This is a genomic window from Arenimonas alkanexedens (assembly GCF_054781355.1).
Window position 1 is genome coordinate 1 of sequence record NZ_BAAGUO010000007.1, and the last position, 19,812, is coordinate 19,812.

Sequence of the window (19,812 nt, forward strand, 5' to 3'; positions counted from 1 at the left end):
AAGCGCGTGCCGACCTGTTCGACTACCTGGAGCGGTTCCACAATCCGCGAATGCGTCGTAGAGTTGCCCGGCGTGATCGGGAGTTTCAGACCTTAATCAAACCGTCCGCGGAAACGGGGTAGAACCCCTGGCGGAACTTATCGGCCAAGCCTTCCACACAGCACTCCACAAAATCTTCTGCCCAGTCCACATGCGTTTCTTCAATAATGGGCGTCCCGTTTGGTGGCATGCAGCCAACGGCGAGCAGGGCGGCAATGCGACGTATATTGAGCGCGGCCCGGTTCCACAGCGCGCGTTCGTGGGGTTCCTGGCTTGTGCTGTTGTATGCATCGTCCAGCCAATCCTGTACCGCCTGTAAGGCGAGAGCGGCACCCGGCGTGACCGCCACCTCCTGAACCGTATTGTTCTGCCGCATTGTGAGGCTGGTGGCCACAAGAGTTCGGACATTTTGGGTCAACTCATTTGATGGCGGTGCACCTGCTGCCGGGTTGGCACGTGGTCGCTGGTCATCGCATTCGAGAATTAGACAGCGCGGCAGTAATCCGTCTTCAACGTCCCGAAACGAGAGATTGTCGTAGACATGGCCTGGCGTAGACTCACCGAGGATCGATACACACGGGGCTTGGATTAGGCGAGTGTTCTTTTCGCTGTCTGAATACACCGTTGGTCGCAGCACGCTGTTCCAGCCAGATTTGGCGTAGAGGTCGAGCATTACACGTTTCAACACGACCATAGAGTCGTTTGCACGCACGTCATTGAGTTGCTTAATTCGCAGTCCGAACTCGCTTTGGATAGAGAGGAATCCCCTATTCTTGTCGAGCGCCCGGACAAGGGCCTGCCCGCTTGCGAAGCTGTCAGGGCCGACGAATTCATCTACCAATGCGATATTGGGACGGATAGCGGAAAGCACGCGGTCAATTCCCCCTCGCATGTCTTCCTTGCCGCGCCCGCTCTCTGCCAGCAGCAGCAGGTATAGGTTGAGGCCGGTGCCATCGAAGTTGAAATGGCGCCCTGCGATGCCGGCCATTAGGCCAAGTGCTGCTAGCAGCGCGCCCTCCTTCATTGGATATCGCGCGCTGCCGAAGAAGTAGGTGGCGAGCTCGCCTACGAGGCCGGGCGGCGGATGCAGCGGACTGGCGTCAGGAGGCACGGCAGACGTATCTGCCTCAGCGCTTTCCTGTTCCTCAGTAAAGTCGAACTCCACGACTCCGAACGACTCTGGGAGCGACTCACTTTTCGGCATCCTCATGCGGTGGCCCGTCCGCCTTCGCCAAGCGAGGCCAGCCAGCCCTCAATATCGCTTACCCTATAGAACAGCCTGCCGCCCACCTTTACGGGTTGGGGGCCGTAGCTTCGCCAGCGCCAGCGCTTGAGGGTATGAGGATGTACGTGCAGCGCGCGAGCGGCCGCTGGCACGGGGAGGTAGTCGAATAGGAGGTCGCGGCTGGGGTTTTGCATGAGGTGCACCGATTCACAAGGTGCACCTATTAGTTACCAAAACGCACCGCCGTAATTCGTACGCAATAGGACTACCAACGTATAGGCTGATCGGGCATGTCCCATGGGAGTTCCTCAAAGGATTCGCGAAGCCATGCTTCTGCGGTTTCCTCCGAGATGTCCTTTCCGTAGAGGCTTCGAATGTAGGCCACACCCCATTCCATTGTCTTCTGGATGTTCTCCGGCCTCTTCGCTACGGGAAGCGTTTTTTTGTCCGCTGTCGTCAAGAAGCTCAAGAAGCCTTCCCATTTTAGCGAGTCGCCATAGGCCCGCCGTACTTCGACGCGCTTCTGCATTACGTCCTGAGCGGGTCGTCCCGGGTGAACTCTTCTCTCGACTTCAAAGTAGTCCAGCGGGCTAACCCAGCGTCGACCATCTTTCGTCAGACCCGATTGTGCCGTCTCCAAGAGGATTCGCTTCATTCCACGTTCCACTTCCGCCTGCGCAGCGGGGTCTTCAAGTGACTCGTGATGCGCGTACCATCGAAGCAAGGAGGCTGCTGCCTGACTTGCTTCGTATGGACGTCGCTTGTGGTCATGCACTGTGGTTAGGAGCGTGTGGTGCTTGCGCCGCAGCCACCGCCGTATTGCCTCCGCGTTCAGCGGCTGGCCGTTCTTTCGGGACATGTCGACCATTAGCCAATTCTCCGCAGCGGCACCACGTTAGACGCTTCCCCGGTCAGCATTGCTTCGAGCCTCCTTGACCAGGCTTCGAGCGCGCCACGCTTCTCATCTTCATAATCATGCATGTTGTAATGCATGCCGCCCACGCTGCCGTCTACGTGGTTTAACACCCTGTCCCGGTACTCCTTCGGAACTCTGGCAGCAGCCATTCCTGTTTCTACCGTCCTGCGGAGGTCGTGGGGCGTAAACGGAGCCATGGACACACCGAATGCCGCCAACCGTGAACACACCCCTTTTAGGGGTCGGCTAAGGTCGGCGTCAGTGAGATGCGGGCGGCGTATGGCGGGGAACACGTACTCTCCCGGGCATTCATCCCGCCGCCGGCGCAGCATGGCCACAGCAGCAGGCACCAGCGGCACGAGGTTCATGCGCTTGTTCTTGCTACGCGCCGGCGGTAGTACCCAAGTTGCCGCGTCAAGGTCGATTTCTACCCAAGGCAGGTCTGTGACTTCGCTGGCCCGCGCACCAGTTAGCAACACCAGCCGGAGCGCGTCAGCTTGCACCTGTGTGAACCGGCGGTCCCGAATTTTGTACAAGCGTCGCCCGTTTGCAGGCTCATTTGTCCACACGCTGCCCGGTTCAGTAATGCGCCAGAGAATGCGCAGTTCCCTCGCCGTGGTCAGCGCCCTCGTTCGGGGGGCGGGCTTACCGCCTGGCGACTTCATGCGCAGGCAGGGGTGCGCGTCGATGATTCCCTGATCCAAGGCGAAAGAGAACAGCTTACGCACTAGCGCCAGCCGCGCGCCTGCCTCGGCTGGTCGGGCGTTGTCCCCTGTGGCCACTGGGGACACCAGCGCGCTCACATCCGCACGGGTGATGTCCTTGACCTTCCTGCTTCCCCACGCCGGTACCACGTAGGCGTTCAGCCGGCGCTCGTCCTCCTGCCAACTACGTTTCCGCGGCTTCGCCCATTCCGCTATGTATCGCGCGCCCAGTGAGGCCACGTTGATTTCTTTGGCTGCCTGCTGCCGCGCGGCATCCCGCACGGCGCGCGCGCTCTGCTTCTGCTCCATGGGGTCATGGCCTGCCTGCACCATAAGGCGCAGCCGTGCGACCTCTTGCCGTGCCCACTCCAGAGATCCGCCGGGTTTGCGGGTGGCCGCAGTTCCCAGCCTATTGGAGACAGGCGGTGCCCAAAGACCCAGCGACATGCGGCGTTCTTGGCCGTCAAACGAATAGCAGAACAGGAACGAGCGCGCCCCGGTACGGGTTATGCGGACCGCAAGGCCGCGTGCCTCCGTGTCCTGGTGCAGCGTGTGGTGCGCAGCCGGTAGCGGCAACGCCTTGATGTAGCTTTCTGTGAGCTTGAACTTTGCCATGACGGCCCCCTGTGTACGGTGGTGTACGACTTGTGTACGGTTTTTCGTACACCGGGCTTGCAACCCCGGTGCACCACGACTGTACCGTCCGTGCACCAAAAAGCTCAATCGGAACAATAACTTACCGCACATTCTGGGGCTGTAAAGCCATGCAAGTCAAGGGTTTAGGGCGGCAACAACAGCACACTCGAAATCAGGCGTTGGTGTGAGCCAACCGTGGGTTCGAATCCCACCCTCTCCGCCATACCCAGACAAGGCCCCGGATTCCGGGGCCTTGTTGTTTCCAACCCTGTAGGAGGGCCTTCAGGCCCGAAGCTTTTGCGCGAAAAGCTTCGGGCCTGAAGGCCCTCCTACAGGGGGCGAAAAGCTTCGGGCCTGAAGGCCCTCCTACAGGGGGCGAAAAGCTTCGGGCCTGAAGGCCCTCCTACAGGGCGGGTAAGATGATGGCCTGTCCCACGGATTCCCAGCCCATGTCCGAAATCCTCGTTCCTGTCTCCTTCGGCGAACTGCTCGACAAGATCGCGATCCTGCAGATCAAGTCCGAGCGCATGTCCGACCCCGCCAAGCTGGCCAATGTGCGCAAGGAGCTCGCGGCGCTTGATGCCACGTGGGCTGCGCATCCGGCGGCCGCCACCGACGTCGCCGCGCTGCGCGCCGACCTCAAGGCAGTGAACGAGCGGCTGTGGGTGATCGAGGATGACATCCGGCTCAAGGAAAAGGCGCAGTCCTTCGACGCGGAGTTCGTGCGCCTGGCGCGCGCGGTCTACTTCGAGAACGACGAGCGCGCGCGCATCAAGAAAGACATCAACCTGGCGCTGGGCTCGTCCTACGTCGAGGAAAAAAGCTACCAGGACTACCGGGCCGGCAGCACGCCCTGAGTCAGGCGCCGCGTTCGAGGCGAAAGGCCTCGAAGCGCGCGATCACGTCGTCCACGGTCACCAGGTCCATCACGCCCGGGAATTCGATCCGGCGGCCCCAGGCCAGGCGGCTAGCCGGCTTGCCCATGAATTTTTCCGCGGCCTCGGCGTAGCGGTTCACCGTCCAGCGCCGGTCCGAGTAGGGGCCAGAGCGTTCGGCATCGGTGCAGGCATGCAGGCCCAGCACGGCGGTGCCCATGGCGTTGGCCATGTGCGCGGGGCCGGAGTCGGGCGACATCACCAGCGTCGCGCGCCCCAGCAGGGCCAGCAGCTGCTTGAAGGTGTCCTTGCCGACCAGGTCCCGTGCCGGGGATTGCATGGCGCTGAGGATGGCGTCGGCGGTGTCCCGCTCCAGCGTGCTGCGGCCACCGCAGATCACTACCCGCCAGCCCTGCGATGCGGCATGGTCCGCCACCGCCGCGTAGCGTTCGGGCCGCCAGTTGCGCAGCGCATGGCTCGAGCAGGGCGAAATCAAAAGAGTGGCCTGGTCGCCGGGCAGCTGCTCGGCGGCCCAGGCCTGCGCAGCCGCGGGCACGGGCAGGCGCCACTGCACCGGCTGGCGCGCCAGTCCGAGTGGCTGCAGGAACTGCAGGAAGGCATCGAGGACGTGCTGGCCGCCGGCCGGGATGCGTTCGCTGATAAACAGCGAATGGCCTTCCTTGCTGCGGCCGCGGTCGTAGCCGATGCGGCGATCGGCCTTGACGGCGGTCGAGGCCAGGCCGGCCCGCAGCGCCAGCTGAAGATTGAGCAGCACGTCGAAGCGGCGACCGGCCAGGGTCGTGCGCAGGTCGCGATAGGCCGTCAGGCCGGCCTTCTTGTCGAACTCGATGAGTTCGACACCGTCCAGGCCTGCGAGCAGCTTCGCTTCAGCTTTTCCGAGGATCCAGGTGATCGGCAGCTCGGGCCAGGCGTGCTGGAGTTGGCGCACCAGGGCCAGGGCGTGGGTGGCGTCACCCAGGGCCGAGAGCCGCAGCAGGCAGAGGGATCGCGGCGCGTTGTTCACGGGCATTGGTTAAACTGGCCTCGAATGGAAGTGACCGTCGCCGCCCTTGAGCGCCAGCAGCCTTTCCGCGACGCGCGCGGGCAGGGCACGATTGTGTTCGACCCGGCGCGGGTGCAGCAAGCCGCGCCGGCGCTGTTCGATGCTGCGCACTACGGCGAACGGGCCCAGCCGGTCCAGGCCGGCGGCCGCGGCGCGGCTTGGTTCGTCGGTGCTGACTTCGGTGAGGCGGTGCTCAGGCACTACCGTCGAGGTGGCCTGGCGGCGCGCTTGAGCCGTGCCACCTACCTGTGGCGCGGCGAAGGCGCCGTACGCAGCGTGGCCGAATTCCGGCTGCTGGCCGCCATGCACGGCGAAGGCCTGCCGGTGCCGGCGCCGCTGGCGGCCGCCTACTGGCGCCGCGGCCTGGGCTATCGCGCGGCGCTGCTGGTGGAGCGCATCCCGGCGGTACGTGCGCTGGCGCTGTGGCTGGGCGATGACGCCGATGCGGCGCCCTGGGAGACGGTCGGCGCGATGCTGGCGCGCTTCCATGCGGCCGGTATCGATCACGCCGACCTCAATGCCCACAACATCCTGATTGATGCGAGCAACGATGCCTGGCTGATCGATTTCGATCGCGGGCGTCGTCGCGCGCCTGGCGCGTGGTGCCAGGCCAACCTGCGCCGCCTCGCGCGCTCGCTGGCCAAACTGTCGAAGGGCGACGAACGCTGGCGTCCCGGATTCGCGCGGCTACAGGCCGCTTACCAAGGAATCGCCCCATGAGTTGGTCGCTTCATTTTCTCGGCGTAGGCAATTCGCAGGCGGCGGCGCAGCTGGGTTCCGCCTCGGGCGTCCTGCTCAAGGACAAGGCGCCGGTGCTGATGATCGACTGCGGCCAGGAGGCCCTGACCGCCTACCAGCAGGCCTTTGGCGGGCTTCCCGATGCGCTGTTCATCACCCATGCGCATATGGATCATATCGCCGGGCTGGAGCGGCTTTTCTTCGCCACATTTTTCGACCCTGCACGCTGCGGCAAGGTAAGGCTCTACGTGCCGGTGGGGGTGCTGCCGCACCTGCAGTCGCGCCTGGCCGACTACCCCGGCGTGATTGCCGAGGGCGACGCGAATTGGTGGGATGCCTTCCATCTGGTGCCGGTGACGCGCGGCTTCTGGCATGCCGGGCAGTGGTACGACGTGTTCCCGGTGCGCCACCACTTTCCTGACACCGCCTTCGGCCTGCGCCTGCCCGGCAGCGTGGTCTGGAGCGGCGACACCCGGCCGATTCCGGAAATGCTGGCGAAGTTCGCCGCGTCCGGCGAGCAGGTGGCGCACGACTGTGCGCTGCACGGCAACCCTTCGCACAGCGGTATCGACGACCTGGAACGTGAGTACGCGCCCGCGCTGCTGTCGCGCTGCGTTCTCTATCACTACGCCTCCGAGGCTGATGCCGAGGCACTGCGCGCGCGCGGGCACCAGGTGGCCCGCGCCGGCGACGTGCTGGCCTTGGCCGACCCGACGCCGTGACGGCACCCGGCGACCTGCTGCCGCGCGACGGCCTGGGCCGGCCCCTGCACGACCTGCGCGTGTCGGTGATTGAAACCTGCAACTACCGCTGCCCTTACTGCATGCCCGAAGGCCTGACGCCGGAGGAAACGGCGCTCGATCGCGCCCGGCGACTCGACTTCGACGAGATCGAGACGGCGGTGCGCGCCTTCGTGCGGCTGGGCGTAAGCAAGCTGCGTCTCACCGGCGGCGAGCCGCTGCTGCGCAAGGGGCTGCCCACGCTGGTGGCGCGACTGGCGGCCATTCCCGGCGTCGAGGATCTGGCGCTGACGACCAATGGCTCGCTGCTGGCATCCCAGGCAAAAGCTTTCCGTGAAGCTGGCCTGCACCGGCTGACGGTGAGCCTGGATTCGTTGGACCCCGCGCAGTTCACCGCGCTCTCCGGCGGCCGCGGCAAGCTGGACGACGTGCTGGCGGGAATCGCCGCGGCCGAGGCGGCCGGCTTCCCGCGCTTGAAGATCAATTGCGTCATCCAGCGCGGCGTCAACGAAGACCAGGCCTTGGCGCTGGCCGGGCATTTCCGCGGAACGCCGCATGTGCTGCGCTTCATCGAGTACATGGACGTGGGCAGCTGCAACGGCTGGAAGCGCGAGGGCGTACTGCCCTCGGCCGAGCTGCGCGACCGCATCGCCGCGCGCTGGCCGCTGCTGCCGGTGGGGGCAACCTATCGCGGTGAAGTCGCCTCGCGGCATCGCTACGTGGACGGGCAGGGTGAGCTGGGCTTTGTCAGCTCGGTCAGCGCGCCGTTCTGCGGCGACTGCCACCGCGCCCGGCTGTCGGCCGACGGACAGCTTTTCACCTGTTTGTTCGCGACCCAGGGCCAGCCGCTGCGCGAGCACATCGGTCGCGGCGAGGACGCGTTGGCTGCGCACCTGACTGAGCTTTGGCGCCAGCGCGCCGATCGCTACAGCGAGCTGCGGGCCTCGGCACCGGAGCGCAAGAAAATCGAAATGTTCTTCATAGGCGGCTGACATGGCGACGCGAAAACTCACCCACGTGGATCAAGCTGGGCGGCCGGCGATGGTGGATATCTCGGCCAAGGCGGTCACCGCGCGCGAGGCGGTCGCCGAGTGCCGCGTGCGCTTTCCCGCCGCCGTGGCCGCGGCGCTGCGCAAGGCCGGCATGGCCACGGCCAAGGGCGCGGTGGTGGATACGGCGATCATCGCCGGCACCATGGCGGTCAAGCGTACGCACGAGCTGGTGCCGTTCTGTCATCCGCTGCCGATCGAGGGCTGTCGTTTTGACGTGGCCTGGGCCGGTGAGTCGGTGCTGCGCATTGAATGCGGCGTGCGCACCAGCCACCGCACGGGCGTCGAGATGGAGGCGCTCACCGGCGCCACCGTGGCGGCGCTGGTGGTGTACGACATGTGCAAGGCCTTGTCGCATGCGATCGTGATCGGGCCGGCGAAAGTGCTGGCCAAGCGCGGCGGCAAGCGCGACTTCGGCGGAGCCCGGGCATGAGCGTGACCGTGCTGTATTTCGCCAGCCTGCGCGACGCCGCCGGCTGCGACAGCGAGACTCTGCCGGTTCCGGCGTCGCTGCCTGCGCTCTACGCCGAACTTCGCGCGCGGCATGGCTTCGCGTTACCGGCGGAAAAGCTGCGGGTCGCCGTGGACGGTGCGTTCGCGGCCTGGGATGCGCGGGTGGGCGACGGCTGCGAGATCGCCTTCATTCCGCCGGTATCGGGCGGATGAAGCGCTTCACTATCGCCACCGAGGTTTTCGAAATCGCGCCACTTCGGTCGGGCCTGCTCGACGACCGCGCCGGTGCGTACGCCAGTTTCGAGGGCTGGGTGCGCGACCACAACGACGGTCGCGCGGTGCAGGGGCTGTTCTACGAGTCTTACCAGCTGCTGGCGGAGTCGGAGGGCGAGGGTATCCTCGCCGAGGCGCTGCAGCGCTTCGACATCACCGCTGCGGCCTGCGTGCACCGCACGGGCGAACTGGCGATCGGCGACCTGGCGGTCTGGGTCGGCGTCAGCGCCGGCCACCGCGGCCCGGCCTTCGACGCCTGCCGCTGGATCATCGACGAAGTGAAGACCCGGGTCCCCATCTGGAAACGCGAACGCTACGTCTCGGGCGCGGCTGACTGGCTGCATCCAGAGATTTGAGGGGCTGCGCCCGGGGGCGGTGTCCCCGCCGGCTTACCCCGGCGCCCGCGTCATCCAATACCGTTGCTGCCTTCCGGCCCTGGCGGAGTTTTCGGACTAGCGTCGCGGGGGGCCGACGGGGCCACCATTGAAGCGAACGGCGCGCCACGGGCGCGCCGTTTGAAGAATGGCGGAGAGAGAGGGATTCGAACCCTCGAAACGGGGTTTAGCCGTTTACACACTTTCCAGGCGTGCTCCTTCAACCGCTCGGACATCTCTCCGCAGAGATAACCGCCTGAAACAAGCCGGAAAGAATACCTGTCGCCGGGGGCGGCGACAAGCACGGTGATTCCTGCTGGCCGGGGGGCGGGGGGGTTGGCACAATGGTCAGGCCGGTCCCGACCCCTCGTGAGCCCCCGCATGTCCTACCTTGTACTCGCCCGAAAATGGCGCCCCCGGCGCTTCTCTGAACTCGTGGGGCAGGAACATGTGGTGCGCGCGCTCAGCAATGCCCTGGAAAGCGGCAAGGTCCACCACGCCTTCCTGTTCACCGGCACGCGTGGCGTCGGCAAGACCACCATCGCCCGTATCTTCGCCAAGTCGCTCAACTGCGAGCGCGGCAGCAGCGCCGAGCCCTGCGGCGAATGCGCGGCCTGCCGCGACATTGACGCCGGCCGCTACGTTGACCTGCTCGAGATCGACGCCGCCAGCAACACCGGCGTGGACGACGTCCGCGAGCTGATCGACAACGCCCAGTACATGCCGTCACGGGGCAAGACCAAGGTCTACCTGATCGACGAAGTGCACATGCTGTCCAAGAGCGCCTTCAACGCGCTGCTCAAGACGCTGGAAGAGCCGCCCGAACACGTCAAGTTCCTGCTCGCCACCACCGATCCGCAGAAGCTGCCGGTCACGGTGCTGTCGCGCTGCCTTCAGTTCAACCTGCGGCGCCTTGACGAGGCCCAGATCGGTGGCCAGATCACCCGCATCCTGGCCGCCGAGAACATTCCGGCCGAGGCCGGTGCCGTCGAGCTGCTGGCCCGCGCCGCCGACGGCAGCCTGCGCGACGGTCTGTCCCTGCTCGACCAGGCCATCGCCTATACCGGCGGCCAGCTGGGCGAGGAAGCCGTCACCGCGATGCTTGGCACGGTCGACCGCGCCCAGGTTGGCGCCGTGCTCGATGCGCTGGCGGATTCCGACGGTGCGGTGCTCATGGCCCGTATTGAAGCCTTGGCGGCCTATTCACCGGACTTCGGCCACGTGCTCGAGGACCTGGCCACCGCCCTGCATCAGATCCAGCTGCAGCAGCTGGTACCGGGAGCCGTGGCGCCCGCTGGTCGCGTTGACGTTGCGGCCCTTGCCGGACGCCTCTCGCCCGAGCTGGTGCAGCTTTGGTACCAGATGGCCGTCACCGGCCGTCGCGACCTCGGCCTCGCGCCGAGCCCGCGCACGGGCTTTGAAATGTCGCTGCTGCGGATGCTGGCCTTCCGTCCTGCCGACCAGGCTGGCGTGCAGCCGGGTCCCGCGCGCGTGGCGCCTGCGGCGGCACCGACCCCGTCCGCCGCGGGTTCCCGGCCCGCGGCAAAGCCCGCAGGCGGGGTCTCGCCGATGGCTGCGCCGCCGCCGCGCGCCGCGCCGGAGTCTTCCCCACAGGCCGCCGCAGCGCCTGCAGCGCCCGTGCCGCAGCCTGCACCCGCAGCACCGACAGCCGCTGTCGTCGCTGGCGGCGTCCTCGCCCATGTCGAGGACTGGCTGGCCCTGATCGCCAGCGTCGGCCTGAAAGGGCCGGTGCGCGAACTGGCGGCCCACAGCGCCTTCTGTGGCCATGCCGACGGCGTGCTGCAGCTGTCGCTGCCGGATAGTTTCGATCACCTGCGCAGCGATGGACTGGTACGCCAGTTGGCCCAGGCCTTGGCCGGGCCCCTCGGCGCGCCGCCGCAGATCCGCTTCGAATCCGCCCGCGCCAGCGCCAGCGCCGGCGACACCCTGCACGCGCGCACCGAGCGCGAACGTGGTCAGCGGCAGTCCGATGCCGAGACCGCCTTCCGTTCGGACCCGGTGGTCAGCCACCTGGTTCAGCAGGGCGCCACGGTACTTACCGAATCCATCCGTCCCCTGGACGACCACTGAGCAGAAGGAACACACCATGCGAGGCAACATCGCCCAACTCATGCAGCAGGCCCAGCGCATGCAGGACAACCTCAAGAAGGCCCAGGACGAACTGGCCACCATCGAGGTGCAGGGCCAGTCCGGCGGCGGCGTCGTCAAGGTCACCCTGAGCGGCAAGATGGAGTGCCGCAGCGTGCGCATCGACCCGTCGGTGTTCGCCGACCCGGAGATGGCCGAAGACCTGATCGCCGCGGCTTTCAACGACGCCGTGAACAAGGCCAACGAAGAAAGCCAGAAGCGCATGTCCGCCGCTACCGCCGGCATGCCGATCCCGCCGGGCATGAAGCTGCCGGGGATGTTCTGACCGTTTCCGCATGAGCGCCTCGCCCCTGCTCGAACAGTTGATCGAGGCCTTGCGCTGCCTGCCGGGCGTCGGGCAGAAATCCGCCCAGCGCATGGCCTATCACTTGCTGGAACGCGATCGCGAAGGCGGCCTGCGGCTTGCCGGCGCCCTGGCCGAGGCGGTCGAGCGCGTCGGCCACTGCGAGTCCTGTCGCGACTTCAGCGAAACGCCGCTGTGCCCGATCTGCGCCAGCAGTTCGCGTGACCGCAGCCTGCTGTGCGCCATCGAATCACCGGCCGACCGGCTGGTGATCGAGCAGGCCACCGGCTATCGCGGGCTCTACTTCGTGCTGCAGGGGCGGCTGTCGCCGCTCGACGGCATTGGTCCGCGCGAACTGGGCCTGGACAAGCTGGCCGAGCGACTGGCCAGCGGCGAAGCCCGCGAGCTGATCATCGCCACCAATCCCACCGTCGAGGGCGAAGCCACCGCGCACTACCTGGCCCAGTTGGCCCGGCAGGCGAACGTGCGGCCCAGTCGTCTCGCGCACGGCGTACCCATTGGTGGCGAACTGGAATACGTCGACCGCGGCACGCTGGCGCACGCCTTCGGGTCGCGCACCGAAATTCCGTTCTGAAGGACACCGCCATGGCCACGATTTTCGACAAGATCATCGCGCGCGAGATTCCCGCCGACATCGTCTTCGAGGACGAACACGTGCTGGGCTTCCGCGACATCCATCCGCAGGCGCCGGTGCATGTGTTGTTCATACCCAAGCAGCCGGTGGCGACGCTCAACGATCTGGGCGCGGGTGACGAAGCGGTGGTCGGCCGCCTGGCGATGGCGGCGGCCGCCTATGCCAAGCGCGAGGGCTTCGCCGAGGATGGCTACCGCGTGGTGATGAACTGCAACGGCGACGGCGGCCAGACCGTGTTCCACATCCACCTGCACCTGCTGGGCGGCCGCCCGATGGCCTGGCCGCCCGGTTGAGCCGGCGCTACCAGGTGTAAGGCGACGCGGGACGAACCCGGGCGGCGCCGACCGGCTCCGGCCACAGGTAGACCACGTCCGCTTCGAGCAGCGGCAGGCGGAAGCCGCCGGCGATTTCGTGCACGTCGCTGCCGGCCAGCGTGCCCGTGAAGGTGATCGAGCGGCCCGGTGCAAACACGGCGGGATCGTAGCTGCCCGCGCGGCAGGCCAGGAAACGGCCCTGGCCCTGGCTGCGCGCATACGGCCGGGCGTCTTCGCCCAGCGGCTCGCCGACCATCAGGAAGCAGGTGTGGGCTTCGAAGCGTTCGACCTCGAGCAGGCGGCCACCCCAGCGCACGCGCTGCCCGCTCAGATCAGACTGCTGGGCCTCGCGCGGGGTCGCGGCGGCGTAGTCGCCCTGCAGCGGCTTGGGCGCCGTGACGCAGCCGGACAACAGCAGCACGCCGGCGACAATCAGCATTCGATTCATGGTGTGGCTCCCTGGCGTGGCGCGGTGGGCCGGAAGGCGAGCAGGTCGCGGGCGAGCTGCGCCTCGTCGGCGGAGGCTAATCCGCCCGGAGCGTAGCGCCAGTCGGCGTAACGCCGGCTGAGCATGCTGATCGCCGTGGCCTGCGCCGGCAGCACGGCCGCCAGTCGTGCGCCGAAGCTAAGTGGCGGCTCGTGCGCGGCCTTGATGATGCCGGCGCGGCGCAGCCGCCGCACCAACGCCAGCCAGGCGGCGTCCACCGGGTGGCGCGGCGTCGGACGGCCCCGCATCAATACCCACAGGGTCAGGGCCAGGGCGAGGCCGGCGCCGATCGCGAAGGCCGCGCCCAGTTGGCCGGTGCTGGCCTGGTCGATGCCCAGCGGACGCAGCAGGCTGGCCTGGCGCGCGGCGTTGAAGCCGAGCACGAAGTCGTTCCAGCCCCGACGCATCCAGTCGCCCATGTCCCGCAGCGGCGAGAAGGTCTCGGGCAAGAGCGACTCGGCGCGGGCCAGGTCCTCGACGGTGTCCAGGATGCGCGATGGCGCCACGGCAGCCGTCGGGTCCACTCGAACCCAGCCGCGGCCGTCCAGCCAGACTTCATTCCAGGCGTGCGCATCCATGCCGCGCACTACCCAGTAGTCGCCGTAGCGGTTGCGGTAGCCGCCGGCATAGCCGATCACCACGCGGCTGGGGATGCCGGCACCGCGCATCAGGGTGGCGAAGGCCGAGCTGAAATGCTGGCAAAAGCCGACCCGGGTTTCGAACAGGAAGTCGTCCACCGCATCACGCCCGCTGGGCAGCACGTTGAGGCTGTAGCTGAACTCCTCGCCGATCCAGGCCAGGGCGCGGCGCACCACCGCCTCGTCGTCGCCGGCAGCCTCCGCGCGCCACTGCGCCGCCAGCGCGCGCGTGCGCGGGTTCAGGTCCGCGGGCAGCGACAGGGCCGCGCGTGCCTCGAGCGGCGCGAGCGGGTCGCCGACGTCGGCGCGCAACACCGCGGTGGCGTCGTAGCGCAGCAGGCTGCTGACCGGGCGCACCGGGCGTACCGTCAGGTCGCTGCCGAGCTCGCTGTCGGGCGGCGCCGCCAATGGCGTATCGAGCATGGGCAGGTAGCGGCGATCGGTCGGCTCCATCGAGACCTGATAGCGCAGGGCCGGCGAACGCGGCTGGATCGACGGCGCCTGGCTCGCCACGCGGACATTGCCGCGGCTCCAGGTGCGGCCGTCGAACTCCCAAAGTACCTGGGCCCGCCAGTACATCTCGCTGCGCTGCGGTTCGCCGTCAAGGAAGCGGACCCGCAGCGCCGGCTTGCCGTCGGCAAACATTTCGACCCATTGGTCCGGCGTCATCTGGTCGCTGAGTCCGCTGCGGCCGACCGCGTTTTCGGGCATGCCCCAGAGCGGGCTGCCCAGTCGGGGGAACAGCCAGAACCCGGCCAGCGCCAGCGGCAGCGACATGCCGATCGCGGCCGCGGCGAGCCCGACGCGGCGTCGGTTGAAGGCCGGCACCGGCGCGCCCGGGCGGTGTTCGGCCAGCACCGACAGCGACAGCAGCATCAGGCCTATGGCAGGGAGGGCCAGCGCCATCGACAGCGGCCCCTGGTCCTGCAGGAAGGCGGCGAACGGAGCGAACAGCGAGAACCCCAGCAGGCTGCGCGCATCGCGCAGATCGCGGGTTTCGAAGATCTTCAGCACCAGCATCGCCGCCAGCAGGGCACAGCCGGTGTCCCGGCCGATGCTGAAGCCGTGGCTGACCAGCACGTAGCCGATGACCAGCAGCACCAGCAACATGCGCAGGGCCGCCGGCCACTGCCGCGGCACGGCGATGCCCACGGCCGCCAATGCCACCAGGCCCAGCGCGAGTTCAAGCCGTACCTGCAGCAGCAGCGGCAGCAGGCAGGCCATGGCGGCCGCCATGCACCAGCGCCGTACGCGGGGGGGCATGCGCTCAGCCATGGGGCAGCAGCGCCAGGGCGCGCAGGCAGGCATGGCGGTGTTCGGGGCCGGATGCCGGGCCTAGCCGCGCCTTGGGCAGGCGCAGGCTGAAGCGACGGTCCTGGCGCTCGGCCTCGAGCACCCAGCGGGTCAGGCGGCGGATGCGTGCCTCGGGGTCGAGTTGGGCGAGGCTGTACCAGTCGAGCTCGATCTCGCTGCGGGCCGTGGACTCGTATTCGCGCACCAGCAGGCGATCCATGCGCGCCGACGTCTTCCACGCCACCTGGCGCAGGGTGTCGCCGAAGCGATAGTCGCGCAGCTGGTGCGGCTGCTCGCCGTGGCTGCGCGCGCGCGTGGCCTGGCCGTCGCCGCCCAGGTCCGGCAGGGGCACGGCCTTCGCTTCGGGGGTCGGGTACACCAGTAGCCGGGTGTTGGGCCGCAGCCAGCTCCAGGCCCGCGCCAGCCCGAACGGCCGCACGGTGCAAAGACGCACGCGATCCAGCGGCAGCCAGCCGCGCCGGTCCGTGGGCAGCGAGAGCACGACTTCGGTGCGCTCGCCGGGCATCAGGTCGAAGAAGGCTTCATCTTCGCCGGCACGCAGCTCCAGGCCGGGACGGCGGCGCTGGCCGGCGGCGTCGAAGGCGAAGCGCAGGCGGATTCGTCGGCCCGCGTGGACGGGCTCGGCGTGCAGGGCGATCAGTCGGATTCCGGACAGCGTCAGATGCGCATGCACGAGACTGTTGTGCACCACCGCCATCACTACAAAGGCGAGCAGCAGGGCCGGGTTGTTGTTGTAGTTCAGGCCACCCACCAGCATGGTCAGCAGCATCACGGCCAGAAACAGGCCGAAGCCGGTAGGCAGGATGTAAACGCGGCGACGGTCGATTTGCGCCGGCAGCGATTCCGCTTGGCGCGGCCGCACCAGCGGCAGCCGGGCCAGCCGCTCGCTGAGTCGTTCAACGAGGTCCAAGGGCCGCGCCACCGGATTCAGTCCACCGCCACCGTGCGCAGGATGCTGTCGGCCAGTGCGTCGCGTCCCTCCGCCTCCGACTCGGGCACCAGGCGGTGCGCGGCAACCTGCGCGAACAGTGCCTGCACGTCCTCGGGCAGCACGTGGCTGCGGCCATCGAGCAGGGCGTGGGCACGCGCGCCGCGCAGCAGGCCGAGGCCGGCACGCGGCGACAGGCCGACCTGCACGCCCGGATGCCGGCGGCTTTCCTGCAGCAAGGCCTGTACGTAGTTCACCAGCGCCGGGCTGGCGTGCAGCTGTTCGACGGCCGCGCGCAGCGACAGCAGTTGGTCACTGCCCAGCAGCGGCAGGCTCTGCGAAATCAGGTCGCGTCGGTCTTCGCCCGCCAGCATTTCGCGCTCGGCGTCGGCGTCGGGATAGCCCAACTTGAGCCGGATCAGGAAACGGTCCATTTGCGAATCCGGCAGCGGGAAGGTGCCCGCCAGGTCCACCGGATTCTGGGTGGCGACCACGAAGAAAGGCTGCGGCAGTACGTGGCAGGTGCCGTCCACCGTGACCTGGTGTTCGGCCATCGCCTCGAGCAGGGCGCTCTGCGTGCGCGGCGGCGCGCGGTTGATTTCGTCGGCCAGCAGCAGCTGGGTGAATACCGGACCCGGGTGAAAGCGGAACTCGCGCGCGGTCTGGTCGAAGATCGACACGCCGAGAATGTCCGAGGGCAGCAGGTCGGAAGTGAACTGCATGCGCTGGAAGTCCAGGCCCAGGGTCGCCGCCATCGCGCGCGCCAGGGTGGTCTTGCCCAAGCCGGGCAGGTCTTCAATCAGCAGGTGGCCGCCGGCCAGCAGGGTCGTGAAGGCCAGGCTCACTTCGCGCGGCTTGCCCAGCACCAGTCGGTTCACTTGGGCCAGCGCATCGCCCAGGGCCTGGCGCGTGGCGTCGGTTAGGATGTTGGCGTCGGTGGGCTGCGCGTGCATGGATTGCGTTGGCTCCGTATCTGTTCAGAAGGATAACTCCCCGGATGCTGGCATGGCCCTGAGTTCCGTGCGCGTGAAGTTCATCGCGGCGTGGGCGCTGCTGTTGCTGGCCAAGTTCTGGCTGGCGCTGTCGCTGCTGCCCTTCGGCGACGAAGCCTTCTATGCCCTCGAGTCGCGGCGTTTGGCCTGGGCCTATTCGGATTTGCCCGGACTCACCGCCTGGCTGATCCGATGCGGCACCGCGGTCGGCGGCATGGAGCCGCTGGCGATGCGGGCGCCCTTCCTGCTGCTGGGCGCGGCGCTGCCCTGGCTGGTGGTGGTGATCGCGCGACGCTGGTTCGGCGCCGCCGCGGGCTGGCAGGCGGGCTTGATTGCGCTGCTGATGCCGCTGTCGGGGCTGATGGGCGTGCTGGCGCTTCCGGATGTGCCGATGCTGTTTGCCACCCTGGTGTGCGTGGACGCCTTTGCGCGGATGCTGCAGCGCGCCTCTTGGCCGGCGGCACTTCAGTTGGCGCTGGGGCTGGCCCTGGGTGCGCTGTCGCACTACCGCTTCGCGCTGGTGGTCGTAGCCGGCGCCGTAGGTCTGCTGATGGATCCGCGCGGCCGGGCCCTGCTGCGCGAACCGTCGCTTTGGTTTGCGCTGGCCGTGGGGGCCTCGGCCTGGTGGCCGCTGATGGCCTGGAACCTGGCGCATGCCGGCGCCGGACTCGGCTTCCAGTTCGTGGACCGGCATCCCTGGCAGCTGCAGTCCGAGGGGTTGTGGTGGCCACTGGTGCAGGCGCTGATGTTGACGCCGCTGCTGTTCGTGCTGCTGCTGGCGACCCTGGTACTGGCCTGGCGCCGGCGCGATGCCGACGATGGCGTGCCCTGGCGCTTCGTGCTGGGCATGGCCGCGGTGGCGGTGCCCGGCTACTTCCTGCTGGGCTTCGTGGCCGATACCGATCGGGTGAGCTTCCACTGGCCGCTGCCGGGCTGGCTGCTGCTGGCCTGCGTGGCGCCGGCGGTGCTGGCGGGCTGGTCCCGCGGCACGCGGCGTGCGCTGTTCGCGACCACGCTGGCGGGGCTGGTGCTGGCCTTCGCCTATCTGGTCACGGTGGCGCGCGTCGAGGGCCGCGCCTGGCTGGCAACCGGGCCGGCCTATGCCGACAATTTTTCCGGCTGGGCGGAGATCACACGGCACGTAGACCATGCCCTGGCGCGGATGCCGGACGACACCGTGTTGGTGGCGGACAACTTCATGCTGGGTGCCCAACTGGCGTTCGCGCTCGATCGCGGTGACGTGGTCGTGCTCGAGCATCCGCTCAACGCCAAGCACGGTCGGGCGGTGCAGCTGCGGGACTGGGGGCTGCTCAGCGCCGGGCGCGCGGACTGGGGCGTCGCGCCGGTCTTGCTGGTGGTGGAAGACACTGCGCGCCCGCTGAAACAGCGTCTGCAGGGCTATCGGGAACTGTGCGCGCGCGCCGTCGCCTTGCCACCCGCCGAGGTGCTGAACGTGGACCAGGGGCGCAAACGCTTCCTGTTGTTCCGGATGCTGCCCGGCGCCGAGGGCTGCGCGCTGCCGGCGCTGGCCTGGATCGATTCGCCGCTGCCGGGTGGCGCGCTGGTGGATGCCGAGGTGAGTGGTTGGGCGCTCAAGCCCGGCGGTGGCGTCGCGCGTGTGGACGTGACCCTGGACGATGCGGTCATCGCCAGCGTCAGTCCCACGATCGCGCGGCCGGACGTGCTGGACTACTGGGGGCTGGCTGACGAGGACGCGCGGGTCGGCTTTCGGGTGAGGCTGCCCGCCGACCGCTTGCCGCCGGGCGAGCACTGGCTGGGCCTGTCGCTGCACGGCCGGGACGGTAGCATCGAAGTCTGGCCGGCCCAGCGGGTCCGCATCGCCGATCAGGGCAGCCGGTAACCGGCGCTGCGAAGGGCTTGGGCGACGGCGATCAGGGGCAGCCCGACCAGGGCGGTCGGGTCCTGGTTTTCGATGGCTTCGAACAGGCTGATGCCCAGACCCTCGCACTTGAAGCTGCCGGCGCAGTCGAAGGGCTGTTCAGCGTCGAGGTAGCGCAGGATTTCATCTTCTTCGAGGTCCCGGAACCGCACCCGGGTCAGGTCCAGGCCGGCCAGGGCGGGCGCGTCGTCGCGCACCAGGCAGAACGCGGTGTGGAACAGGACCTCGCGCCCAGACGCGGCGGCCAGCTGGCGCCTGGCCGTGTCGCGGTCGCCGGGCTTGCCCAGGGGCAGGCCATCCCGGTCGGCGACCTGGTCCGAGCCCAACACCCAGGCGCCGGGATGGTGCCTGGCCACGTCCCAGGCCTTGGCCTCGGCCAGGCGGCGGGCGAGGGTGGCGGGCGCTTCGTTCGCTTGCGGTGTCTCGTCCACGTCCGGCCGGGCGACAGTGAAGGGCAGGCCCAGGCGCTCGAGCAGTTCGCGGCGATAGCGCGAGGTCGATGCCAGCACCAGCGGCGTCATGGCTGGCCGGCGTCCCGGCGCAGGGCCGGCGGTTCGCGGCGCGCAGCCTCGGCGGTGGCTTCGGTGGCGGCGGCCAGGTCGGCGCCGGCGCGTTCGAGTTCAGTCAGCTGAACCGAGAGCTTGGCCCGGGCCCGCTCCAGCGCGCCGCAGGCGGTGTCGAGCTCGGCCTGGCTGGCCGTGGCGCTGTGCTTCTGGATCCAGAGCCGGTGCTGCAGGATGTCGCGCTTGGCGTCCCGGATCGGCAGGCTGCGGTCGAGCGAGGCGTGGGCCACGGCAGCGATATCGGCCGGAACCCGCCCCACCACGGCCTGCATGGCCAGCATCTGCTTCTGGCTCCGATCCAGCAGCGCCTGCATCTCGTCGGCCAGGTCGAGCAGGCGGTGCAGGGCGCGGTCGCGGCGGCGGCTGCGCAGCAGCCACCAGGTCAGGGGCAGGGCCAAGGCCAGGAAGGCCAGGCCGGCCAGGACGACGAAATTGGGCATGTGCGGCTTCCGAACGACAGCCGGCAGTCTGCACCAGCGCCCGC

At 68.1% G+C, this 19,812-nt stretch carries 23 protein-coding genes, 1 tRNA gene, 1 other RNA gene and 1 pseudogene; 13 read left to right on the plus strand and 13 right to left on the minus strand.

Features of this window, described 5'->3' with window-relative positions; translation table 11 throughout:
* Positions 1-122, plus strand: a pseudogene (locus ACYVGY_RS12095) (IS3 family transposase); the annotation flags it as partial.
* On the opposite strand, the gene ACYVGY_RS12100 reads toward ACYVGY_RS12095, so the two are convergent.
* The 4 genes from ACYVGY_RS12100 to ACYVGY_RS12115 all read right to left on the minus strand — a co-directional run bounded on the left by ACYVGY_RS12100 (position 86) and on the right by ACYVGY_RS12115 (position 3,499).
* Complete coding sequence (locus ACYVGY_RS12100) at positions 86-1,204, minus strand: DUF3987 domain-containing protein (protein WP_460457750.1); 1,119 nt, start codon at positions 1,202-1,204, stop codon at positions 86-88. The pseudogene ACYVGY_RS12095 and the gene ACYVGY_RS12100 overlap by 37 nt on opposite strands.
* Before the next feature lie 41 nt (positions 1,205-1,245).
* Positions 1,246-1,458, minus strand: coding sequence for a helix-turn-helix transcriptional regulator (locus ACYVGY_RS12105; RefSeq protein ID WP_460457751.1), 213 nt, complete (start codon positions 1,456-1,458; stop codon positions 1,246-1,248).
* A 71-nt stretch (positions 1,459-1,529) separates the two neighbouring features.
* A complete protein-coding gene (locus ACYVGY_RS12110) occupies positions 1,530-1,919 on the minus strand; it encodes a hypothetical protein (RefSeq protein WP_460457752.1) in 390 nt (129 codons plus the stop codon).
* Between the two features lie 212 nt (positions 1,920-2,131).
* Positions 2,132-3,499 (minus strand): tyrosine-type recombinase/integrase, encoded by a 1,368-nt coding sequence (locus ACYVGY_RS12115; protein ID WP_460457753.1) that lies wholly within the window; start codon positions 3,497-3,499, stop codon positions 2,132-2,134.
* A 470-nt stretch (positions 3,500-3,969) separates the two neighbouring features.
* Here ACYVGY_RS12115 and ACYVGY_RS12120 point away from each other — a divergent pair, with 470 nt between their 5' ends.
* Complete coding sequence (locus ACYVGY_RS12120) at positions 3,970-4,377, plus strand: DUF6165 family protein (RefSeq protein ID WP_460457754.1); 408 nt, start codon at positions 3,970-3,972, stop codon at positions 4,375-4,377.
* A 1-nt stretch (position 4,378) separates the two neighbouring features.
* Here ACYVGY_RS12120 and ACYVGY_RS12125 read toward each other — a convergent pair whose 3' ends face one another.
* Positions 4,379-5,425 (minus strand): glycosyltransferase family 9 protein, encoded by a 1,047-nt coding sequence (locus ACYVGY_RS12125; RefSeq protein WP_460457755.1) that lies wholly within the window; start codon positions 5,423-5,425, stop codon positions 4,379-4,381.
* A 24-nt stretch (positions 5,426-5,449) separates the two neighbouring features.
* Here ACYVGY_RS12125 and ACYVGY_RS12130 point away from each other — a divergent pair, with 24 nt between their 5' ends.
* Genes ACYVGY_RS12130 through ACYVGY_RS12155 form a run of 6 tightly spaced genes read left to right on the plus strand, consistent with a single transcriptional unit; the run spans position 5,450 to position 9,067 of the window.
* Positions 5,450-6,178: a 3-deoxy-D-manno-octulosonic acid kinase gene (locus tag ACYVGY_RS12130; protein ID WP_460457756.1), complete on the plus strand. Its 729-nt coding sequence runs from the start codon at positions 5,450-5,452 to the stop codon at positions 6,176-6,178.
* The gene (locus ACYVGY_RS12135) at positions 6,175-6,918 is read left to right on the plus strand and encodes an MBL fold metallo-hydrolase (RefSeq protein WP_460457757.1); all 744 of its coding nucleotides are present in this window, start codon (positions 6,175-6,177) and stop codon (positions 6,916-6,918) included. The genes ACYVGY_RS12130 and ACYVGY_RS12135 overlap by 4 nt, the downstream gene beginning before the upstream one ends.
* Positions 6,915-7,928 (plus strand): GTP 3',8-cyclase MoaA, encoded by a 1,014-nt coding sequence (moaA, locus tag ACYVGY_RS12140; protein ID WP_460457758.1) that lies wholly within the window; start codon positions 6,915-6,917, stop codon positions 7,926-7,928. Before ACYVGY_RS12135 ends, moaA begins: the two co-directional genes overlap by 4 nt.
* Position 7,929: 1 nt before the next feature.
* Positions 7,930-8,418 (plus strand): cyclic pyranopterin monophosphate synthase MoaC, encoded by a 489-nt coding sequence (gene moaC / locus ACYVGY_RS12145; protein WP_460457759.1) that lies wholly within the window; start codon positions 7,930-7,932, stop codon positions 8,416-8,418.
* Positions 8,415-8,651 carry a MoaD/ThiS family protein gene (locus ACYVGY_RS12150; RefSeq protein WP_460457760.1) on the plus strand — a complete coding sequence of 79 codons (237 nt, stop codon included), beginning with the start codon at positions 8,415-8,417 and terminating at the stop codon, positions 8,649-8,651. The genes moaC and ACYVGY_RS12150 overlap by 4 nt, the downstream gene beginning before the upstream one ends.
* On the plus strand, positions 8,648-9,067 hold the full coding sequence (locus tag ACYVGY_RS12155; RefSeq protein WP_460457761.1) for a molybdenum cofactor biosynthesis protein MoaE: 420 nt from the start codon (positions 8,648-8,650) through the stop codon (positions 9,065-9,067). The genes ACYVGY_RS12150 and ACYVGY_RS12155 overlap by 4 nt, the downstream gene beginning before the upstream one ends.
* Positions 9,068-9,089: 22 nt before the next feature.
* On the opposite strand, the gene ffs is transcribed toward ACYVGY_RS12155, so the two are convergent.
* Positions 9,090-9,186, minus strand: an RNA gene (gene ffs / locus ACYVGY_RS12160) — signal recognition particle sRNA small type.
* Between the two features lie 48 nt (positions 9,187-9,234).
* Positions 9,235-9,327: transfer RNA gene (locus tag ACYVGY_RS12165), tRNA-Ser, on the minus strand.
* Between the two features lie 139 nt (positions 9,328-9,466).
* Here ACYVGY_RS12165 and dnaX point away from each other — a divergent pair.
* The 4 genes from dnaX to ACYVGY_RS12185 are packed head-to-tail and all read left to right on the plus strand — an operon-like array spanning position 9,467 to position 12,485.
* Complete coding sequence (dnaX, locus tag ACYVGY_RS12170) at positions 9,467-11,176, plus strand: DNA polymerase III subunit gamma/tau (protein WP_460457762.1); 1,710 nt, start codon at positions 9,467-9,469, stop codon at positions 11,174-11,176.
* A 16-nt stretch (positions 11,177-11,192) separates the two neighbouring features.
* Entirely contained in the window at positions 11,193-11,519 is a 327-nt protein-coding gene (locus ACYVGY_RS12175; protein WP_460457763.1) for a YbaB/EbfC family nucleoid-associated protein, read from the plus strand.
* Between the two features lie 10 nt (positions 11,520-11,529).
* Complete coding sequence (recR, locus tag ACYVGY_RS12180; RefSeq protein WP_460457764.1) at positions 11,530-12,132, plus strand: recombination mediator RecR; 603 nt, start codon at positions 11,530-11,532, stop codon at positions 12,130-12,132.
* Positions 12,133-12,143: 11 nt separating this feature from the next.
* Complete coding sequence (locus ACYVGY_RS12185) at positions 12,144-12,485, plus strand: histidine triad nucleotide-binding protein (protein ID WP_460457765.1); 342 nt, start codon at positions 12,144-12,146, stop codon at positions 12,483-12,485.
* Between the two features lie 7 nt (positions 12,486-12,492).
* Here ACYVGY_RS12185 and ACYVGY_RS12190 read toward each other — a convergent pair whose 3' ends face one another.
* From ACYVGY_RS12190 to ACYVGY_RS12205, 4 genes are read right to left on the minus strand one after another with little or no spacing between them, the layout of a single operon-like run.
* Complete coding sequence (locus ACYVGY_RS12190) at positions 12,493-12,954, minus strand: Slp family lipoprotein (RefSeq protein ID WP_460457766.1); 462 nt, start codon at positions 12,952-12,954, stop codon at positions 12,493-12,495.
* Positions 12,951-14,894, minus strand: a complete 1,944-nt coding sequence (locus tag ACYVGY_RS12195; protein ID WP_460457767.1) for a transglutaminase TgpA family protein — start codon at positions 14,892-14,894, stop codon at positions 12,951-12,953. The genes ACYVGY_RS12190 and ACYVGY_RS12195 overlap by 4 nt, the downstream gene beginning before the upstream one ends.
* A gap of 4 nt (positions 14,895-14,898) precedes the next feature.
* Positions 14,899-15,855 (minus strand): DUF58 domain-containing protein, encoded by a 957-nt coding sequence (locus ACYVGY_RS12200; RefSeq protein ID WP_460457768.1) that lies wholly within the window; start codon positions 15,853-15,855, stop codon positions 14,899-14,901.
* Between the two features lie 17 nt (positions 15,856-15,872).
* Positions 15,873-16,826 (minus strand): AAA family ATPase, encoded by a 954-nt coding sequence (locus ACYVGY_RS12205; RefSeq protein WP_460457769.1) that lies wholly within the window; start codon positions 16,824-16,826, stop codon positions 15,873-15,875.
* Between the two features lie 52 nt (positions 16,827-16,878).
* Between ACYVGY_RS12205 and ACYVGY_RS12210 the strand changes: the two genes are divergently transcribed.
* Positions 16,879-18,726, plus strand: a complete 1,848-nt coding sequence (locus ACYVGY_RS12210) for an ArnT family glycosyltransferase (RefSeq protein WP_460457770.1) — start codon at positions 16,879-16,881, stop codon at positions 18,724-18,726.
* Here the strand turns inward: ACYVGY_RS12210 and ACYVGY_RS12215 are convergent.
* Both ACYVGY_RS12215 and ACYVGY_RS12220 read right to left on the minus strand, forming a co-directional pair.
* Positions 18,711-19,286 (minus strand): Maf family protein, encoded by a 576-nt coding sequence (locus tag ACYVGY_RS12215; RefSeq protein WP_460457771.1) that lies wholly within the window; start codon positions 19,284-19,286, stop codon positions 18,711-18,713. The genes ACYVGY_RS12210 and ACYVGY_RS12215 overlap by 16 nt on opposite strands.
* Positions 19,283-19,768 (minus strand): hypothetical protein, encoded by a 486-nt coding sequence (locus ACYVGY_RS12220; protein WP_460457772.1) that lies wholly within the window; start codon positions 19,766-19,768, stop codon positions 19,283-19,285. The genes ACYVGY_RS12215 and ACYVGY_RS12220 overlap by 4 nt, the downstream gene beginning before the upstream one ends.
* Positions 19,769-19,812: the final 44 nt, after the last annotated feature.

What these genes read in the sequence shown, in the direction of transcription:
- moaC (WP_460457759.1), top strand. Translation starts at nt 7,930, where the DNA reads ATGGCGACGCGAAAACTCACCCACGTGGATCAAGCTGGGCGGCCGGCG.
- ACYVGY_RS12190 (WP_460457766.1), bottom strand. Translation starts at nt 12,954, where the DNA reads ATGAATCGAATGCTGATTGTCGCCGGCGTGCTGCTGTTGTCCGGCTGC.
- ACYVGY_RS12210 (WP_460457770.1), top strand. Translation starts at nt 16,879, where the DNA reads ATGGCCCTGAGTTCCGTGCGCGTGAAGTTCATCGCGGCGTGGGCGCTG.
- ACYVGY_RS12195 (WP_460457767.1), bottom strand. Translation starts at nt 14,894, where the DNA reads ATGCCCCCCCGCGTACGGCGCTGGTGCATGGCGGCCGCCATGGCCTGC.
- ACYVGY_RS12220 (WP_460457772.1), bottom strand. Translation starts at nt 19,768, where the DNA reads ATGCCCAATTTCGTCGTCCTGGCCGGCCTGGCCTTCCTGGCCTTGGCC.
- ACYVGY_RS12115 (WP_460457753.1), bottom strand. Translation starts at nt 3,499, where the DNA reads ATGGCAAAGTTCAAGCTCACAGAAAGCTACATCAAGGCGTTGCCGCTA.
- ACYVGY_RS12205 (WP_460457769.1), bottom strand. Translation starts at nt 16,826, where the DNA reads ATGCACGCGCAGCCCACCGACGCCAACATCCTAACCGACGCCACGCGC.
- ACYVGY_RS12105 (WP_460457751.1), bottom strand. Translation starts at nt 1,458, where the DNA reads ATGCAAAACCCCAGCCGCGACCTCCTATTCGACTACCTCCCCGTGCCA.
- ACYVGY_RS12215 (WP_460457771.1), bottom strand. Translation starts at nt 19,286, where the DNA reads ATGACGCCGCTGGTGCTGGCATCGACCTCGCGCTATCGCCGCGAACTG.
- dnaX (WP_460457762.1), top strand. Translation starts at nt 9,467, where the DNA reads ATGTCCTACCTTGTACTCGCCCGAAAATGGCGCCCCCGGCGCTTCTCT.
- ACYVGY_RS12110 (WP_460457752.1), bottom strand. Translation starts at nt 1,919, where the DNA reads ATGAAGCGAATCCTCTTGGAGACGGCACAATCGGGTCTGACGAAAGAT.
- recR (WP_460457764.1), top strand. Translation starts at nt 11,530, where the DNA reads ATGAGCGCCTCGCCCCTGCTCGAACAGTTGATCGAGGCCTTGCGCTGC.
- ACYVGY_RS12125 (WP_460457755.1), bottom strand. Translation starts at nt 5,425, where the DNA reads ATGCCCGTGAACAACGCGCCGCGATCCCTCTGCCTGCTGCGGCTCTCG.
- ACYVGY_RS12175 (WP_460457763.1), top strand. Translation starts at nt 11,193, where the DNA reads ATGCGAGGCAACATCGCCCAACTCATGCAGCAGGCCCAGCGCATGCAG.
- ACYVGY_RS12150 (WP_460457760.1), top strand. Translation starts at nt 8,415, where the DNA reads ATGAGCGTGACCGTGCTGTATTTCGCCAGCCTGCGCGACGCCGCCGGC.
- ACYVGY_RS12135 (WP_460457757.1), top strand. Translation starts at nt 6,175, where the DNA reads ATGAGTTGGTCGCTTCATTTTCTCGGCGTAGGCAATTCGCAGGCGGCG.
- ACYVGY_RS12185 (WP_460457765.1), top strand. Translation starts at nt 12,144, where the DNA reads ATGGCCACGATTTTCGACAAGATCATCGCGCGCGAGATTCCCGCCGAC.
- ACYVGY_RS12155 (WP_460457761.1), top strand. Translation starts at nt 8,648, where the DNA reads ATGAAGCGCTTCACTATCGCCACCGAGGTTTTCGAAATCGCGCCACTT.
- ACYVGY_RS12120 (WP_460457754.1), top strand. Translation starts at nt 3,970, where the DNA reads ATGTCCGAAATCCTCGTTCCTGTCTCCTTCGGCGAACTGCTCGACAAG.